This window comes from Thermosynechococcus sp. OHK43, assembly GCF_014466085.1.
In the GTDB taxonomy this organism is placed as follows: domain Bacteria; phylum Cyanobacteriota; class Cyanobacteriia; order Thermosynechococcales; family Thermosynechococcaceae; genus Thermosynechococcus.
In genome coordinates, this window is sequence record NZ_JACOMP010000095.1 from 1 (window position 1) to 4,498 (window position 4,498).

Sequence of the window (4,498 nt, forward strand, 5' to 3'; positions counted from 1 at the left end):
CCACCCCCAGCAAGAATCCCAAACCACTCCACTTCACAGCTCCACAGGCGCCAAAGGCAACCAGGGGCAGGACCAGGCACATCTGCCACCACTGGTAGGTCGTCTTCCCCTCAGCGGCCAGCGGCAACCTCTGCTGGAGAACCCAGAAAAGCTCCACCCCCAGCAAGAATCCCAAACCACTCCACTTCACAGCTCCACAGGCGCCAAAGGCAACCCCTGCGGCCATCAGCCAGAGCGATCGCCCCCTGCCCTGGTGGCGCAACCCCCACAGCCAAAGAATCTGTGCCACCACACCAAAAAGCACAAGGGAGATATTGATGAGAGCATAGCGGGACTCCACCAAAAAGAGGCCATCGAGGGCAACGAAGAGTCCCGATAACAGCGCCACGCGCGATCGCCGGGTCAGGAGATAGGCCAACACTGCCACTGCCACGGGAATCAGCGATCCCATCAGCGCATTCAACCAGCGATAGCCCCAAGGGTGAAAGCCGCCCCCCAGCCAAATGCTCAGGGCAATCAGGTATTTTCCCAGCGGGGGATGGGCATCAAAGAAAGGCACACCTGCAAGATAGTGGCGGCCAAAGCGGGCAAAATAGACCTCATCAAACACTAGGGTGGGAAAGCGGCTCAGGCCCCAAAAGCGGGTGGCAAGGGCAAAGAGCCACAGCAGCAGTAGCCCCAAGGGCATCTTAAGCCGCTCCCTGCAACGCCGCTGTCCGCACCGCAATCCGTTGAGTGCGATCGCCCCGCTGAACGGTTAAATTCAGAACTTGCCCCACCGCGGCACTATCGACAATGTTCTGCAACTGATCGGCGCTGGTAATCGGTTCCCCATCTACTGCGGTAATCACATCCCCCCAGCGCAGACCAGCTTTTGCCGCAGGCGTATTGGGCAACACCTGTAGGACAAGAACGCCATTGACTTCCGGCAGAATCACGGGTGAGTTGGGGTTAGCATTGTTTTCCTTGGCCATTGCCGGCGTAAAGGTGGTCATTTGAATGCCAAGGTAGGCGTGTTGAATTTTCTCACCCCGAATCAGGCGGGTTTGCAGGGCTTTGGCTTTGTTGATGGGAATGGCGAAGCCAATCCCCATGGCATCGGCACGAATGGCGGTATTAATGCCAATTACTTCCCCCGCTTCATTGAGCAAAGGTCCCCCCGAGTTGCCGGGGTTGATGGCCGCATCCGTTTGAATAAAATCAAGGCGCTTATCGGGGATACCCACTTGAGCGCTGGAGCGGTGGAGTGTACTAACAATCCCCAATGTTACTGTGTTGTCAAGGCCAAGGGGATTGCCGACAGCGATCGCCCAATCCCCCACCTTCACCTCACTGGAATCACCAAGGGGCGCCGTGGGCAATGGTTCGGTGACCCCTTTGAGTTTGACAATCGCTAGATCAGACACCTCATCCACGCCGCGCACTTCCCCCTCAAAGACTCGGCCATCCTTGAGGCGCACTGTCACCGTATCGGCTTGACTCACCACATGGGCGTTGGTCATGACAATGCCACTAGGATCAATGATGAACCCTGACCCTTGACCCCGCAGCCGATCCTCTTGGGGGGGCAAGGCTAAACCGGGGAAAAATTGGCGAAAGAAGGGATCACTCAAGAGGGGATCGGGGGTGCGCACAATTGTGCGTTCAGTATCAATGCGAACAACCGCATCCCCAACCCGCTCTACTGCAGCTGCTACAAAACTATGGTGAGCTGCGGCTGCCCACACCGGTGTATTGCTATTCAGATACCAAACCAGGGTAAGACCAAGGCAAAATTTGAGGGTCTGCTGAAGTAAATGGGCAAGGCGTTTCATCATGGATGGCCTAGAGCGCAACAGATTTATTTCTGATTGTATCGAAGCTATCTCCGCTGGCTGTGAAGCCAAAGCACAAATGTGCAGCGGCGGAGAATATCCCTCAGAACAAGAATAAGGTCACAATTGGAAAGGTGTTTAGGTTAGAGGCGGGATGCTGCGCATTGGTATTGTCGGGCTGGGACTGATTGGTGGGTCGCTGGGCATTGATCTGCGGGCCAAGGGGCACTACGTGGTGGGGCTGAGTCGGCGCCCTGAAACCTGCGAGCGGGCGATCGCCAGGGGAGCCATTGACTGGGGCGGTACGGAGCCGCAAACTTTGCGTGCCCTTGATCTGGTGTTTCTCTGCCCCCCTATCGGCAGCATCCTTCCTGTTGCACTTGAGATCATCCCCTATCTCAGTCCAGAAACGGTGCTGACGGACGTGGGATCCGTCAAGGGAGAGATCGTCCCCGCCCTCGAAAAACTCTGGCCACGCTATGTCGGTGGTCACCCGATGGCCGGTACCGCAGAATCCGGCATTGAAGCGGCCCAAGCTCATCTGTTTGAGAATGCTCCCTATGTTCTCACCCCCACCCTGCACACCCAAAGTGTTGCCATTGACTGTGTCGCTGGCGTGGTCAATGATCTCGGGGCAAAGCTGCTCTATGCCACCCCATCGGATCACGATCGCGCCGTTGCTTGGATATCCCACCTCCCCGTACTGGTGAGTGCAGCCCTGATTCTCGCTAATGCCCAAGAAGCCAATGAGCCAATTCGGACGCTGGCCCAGCAGTTGGCTAGCTCTGGCTTTCGCGATACCAGCCGCGTTGGGGGTGGTAACCCAGAGTTGGGACGGATGATGGCGGAATATAACCGCGCTGCCCTGCGCCACTGCCTGATTCGCTACCGTGCCACCCTTGATGATCTGATTCGCCAAGTGGAGCAGGAGGACTGGGAGCACCTGCAAAGAGCCTTAGAGCAGGCCAAAGCTTACCGTGAGCAGGTCTATCCCTCAGGGACGCCGCCGATAGTTTAGACGACGCACAATCCAGTAACTGGCAGACAAGGCCAAGATGGCGATCGCCAGCCCCAGGAGCTTTGCCACCGTTTCTGGTTGGCTAATATCCAGAATGATGATTTTACGGGCAATGGCAATCAGGGAGGTAACAATCACCAGCTCAACAATCTGGGAGGAGACATGGGTTTTCAGGTAGGCCGTGATGTTTTCGAGAATTTCCAATGCCACCAGAACATTGAGAAAGAGGCCAAAGATTTTCACCAGTTCCAAGCTAAACTGCCCCAGGGGGGGTGAGAGTAGCTCTACCGTCAAAATCCGCCCCAAATCAATAATGGCGACGATGACCACCAGCAGCATCCCGATCGCCAGCACCCGCGTTGCTATGCCTTCAATCCGGCTGAGAAGGTGCAAAAATCGCTGATTGTCCTGAAGCAGAATGACGACCTGTTGCCCAAGGTCAATCAAAGACCGCAACCAGCGTCGCATTCCTAAGCCTCAGCCAGCAGAACAAGGGGAGTGTAGGCCACTGGTTCCACCAAACGAGTGCTGAGTCCAAGCCGCTGAAACGACCCTTGTAATTCCTCAAGGGTTCCTTGAACCGAGAGTAGTCGCGGTAGCCATCCCTGAAGGCGGAGGCTGCCATTGCCCGCTGTCGTGATCATGACCTTCGGTTGTAGCCATTGCCCCAATTCCAATGCTATTTTGCCCCCCTTGAGAATCGCCCCCACCAGGGGTAAACACACATCCAATAGGGGGGTAATCACCACATCCACCTTGCCATAGCTGCGCAGCCACGGATCATGAGAGCCGTGGGGTTCATAGTAGAGACTTTGGGTACCCCAGCGCAGAATGTACCCATTTTCCTGTTGAGTGGGGCCGATACTGGCACCCTTGGTGGCTTGGATGGCCAGATCGCGGTAGGTATGGGTTTGGTGGGGGCTAAGGGAAATCACCGTTTCAAAGCCAAGACTCTGGGCAACGTTGGCGGCACTGGGGGAGGCAATGACTGGTAGGGCGCGATCGCAGGCACGGAGGGTAGGCTCATGGCAGTGATCCGGGAGTCCTTGGGAGAGCAAAATGATATCCACATCGCTCGGCATGGCACAGGGGCGCGATCGCTCCGCCTGAAATAGCCAGGGGGTATTGCCAAAGGTGAGCGGGCCCACCAACCACGGATCAACCAGAACCCTTGTAGAACCCAGCTTCCACAACCACGTATTGCTCTCCAGCCACATTAACTGCATAGCTCCGCTCCTACAAGAACTGCGCCAAAACGTTGTAAATCAACAAAAAGATGTTACCGACAACAACGCAACCTAAGCCGACTAAACCACACATGAGCAGGGCCGTCGGTCCCCCCAATCCCGCCTGCAAGGAAGGAAAAAAGAAAAGAGCCGCCCCTGACAATGTCCCAATGATCAATTGTTCCCAGTGTTCAATCCAGCCTTTGAGCTGCATAAATACCAAGAGGGCAAACACCCCCCCAATCACACCAGCACTGACCCCAAGGGGTAATTGCCAACTGGTCATTAAGCTGGAAACCATCACCCCCAACGCCGCCATTTCAAAGCCCGTAAAGCCCGCCCCCATGAGAATTTTGAAGGCGGGTAAGGGTGGAGGAGGCCGCCGCGGTGGTCTCGCCTTTGCAGGGGGTGCCCCTTTGGGAGACGGTATCGGCACCGAA

Annotated in this window: 5 protein-coding genes and 1 pseudogene; 1 reads left to right on the forward strand and 5 read right to left on the reverse strand. The window is 56.3% G+C overall.

Translation table 11 applies throughout. From position 1 onward, the window contains the following. Both H8Q75_RS03995 and H8Q75_RS04000 read right to left on the reverse strand, forming a co-directional pair. Positions 1–688: phospholipid carrier-dependent glycosyltransferase (locus tag H8Q75_RS03995; protein WP_297040708.1), on the reverse strand; the 688-nt coding region annotated here is incomplete at its 3' end. A 1-nt stretch (position 689) separates the two neighbouring features. After that, on the reverse strand, positions 690–1,817 hold the full coding sequence (locus H8Q75_RS04000) for an HhoA/HhoB/HtrA family serine endopeptidase (protein ID WP_041428869.1): 1,128 nt from the start codon (positions 1,815–1,817) through the stop codon (positions 690–692). A 154-nt stretch (positions 1,818–1,971) separates the two neighbouring features. Between H8Q75_RS04000 and H8Q75_RS04005 the strand changes: the two genes are divergently transcribed. Next, positions 1,972–2,832, forward strand: a complete 861-nt coding sequence (locus tag H8Q75_RS04005; RefSeq protein ID WP_365970662.1) for a prephenate/arogenate dehydrogenase — start codon at positions 1,972–1,974, stop codon at positions 2,830–2,832. On the opposite strand, the gene H8Q75_RS04010 is transcribed toward H8Q75_RS04005, so the two are convergent. The 3 genes and pseudogenes from H8Q75_RS04010 to H8Q75_RS04020 form a co-directional block, all read right to left on the reverse strand. Continuing rightward, positions 2,809–3,300: a phosphate-starvation-inducible PsiE family protein gene (locus H8Q75_RS04010; protein ID WP_024123970.1), complete on the reverse strand. Its 492-nt coding sequence runs from the start codon at positions 3,298–3,300 to the stop codon at positions 2,809–2,811. The genes H8Q75_RS04005 and H8Q75_RS04010 overlap by 24 nt on opposite strands. A gap of 2 nt (positions 3,301–3,302) precedes the next feature. Next, on the reverse strand, positions 3,303–4,058 hold the full coding sequence (locus H8Q75_RS04015; protein ID WP_024123971.1) for an MBL fold metallo-hydrolase: 756 nt from the start codon (positions 4,056–4,058) through the stop codon (positions 3,303–3,305). Between the two features lie 10 nt (positions 4,059–4,068). Further along, positions 4,069–4,498 (reverse strand): annotated as a pseudogene (locus H8Q75_RS04020) (serine/threonine protein kinase); the annotation flags it as partial.

Bases quoted from the DNA above. Each gene is read 5' to 3' on its own strand.
- H8Q75_RS04000 (WP_041428869.1), bottom strand. From the start codon at position 1,817: ATGATGAAACGCCTTGCCCATTTACTTCAGCAGACCCTCAAATTTTGC.
- H8Q75_RS04010 (WP_024123970.1), bottom strand. From the start codon at position 3,300: ATGCGACGCTGGTTGCGGTCTTTGATTGACCTTGGGCAACAGGTCGTC.
- H8Q75_RS04015 (WP_024123971.1), bottom strand. From the start codon at position 4,058: ATGCAGTTAATGTGGCTGGAGAGCAATACGTGGTTGTGGAAGCTGGGT.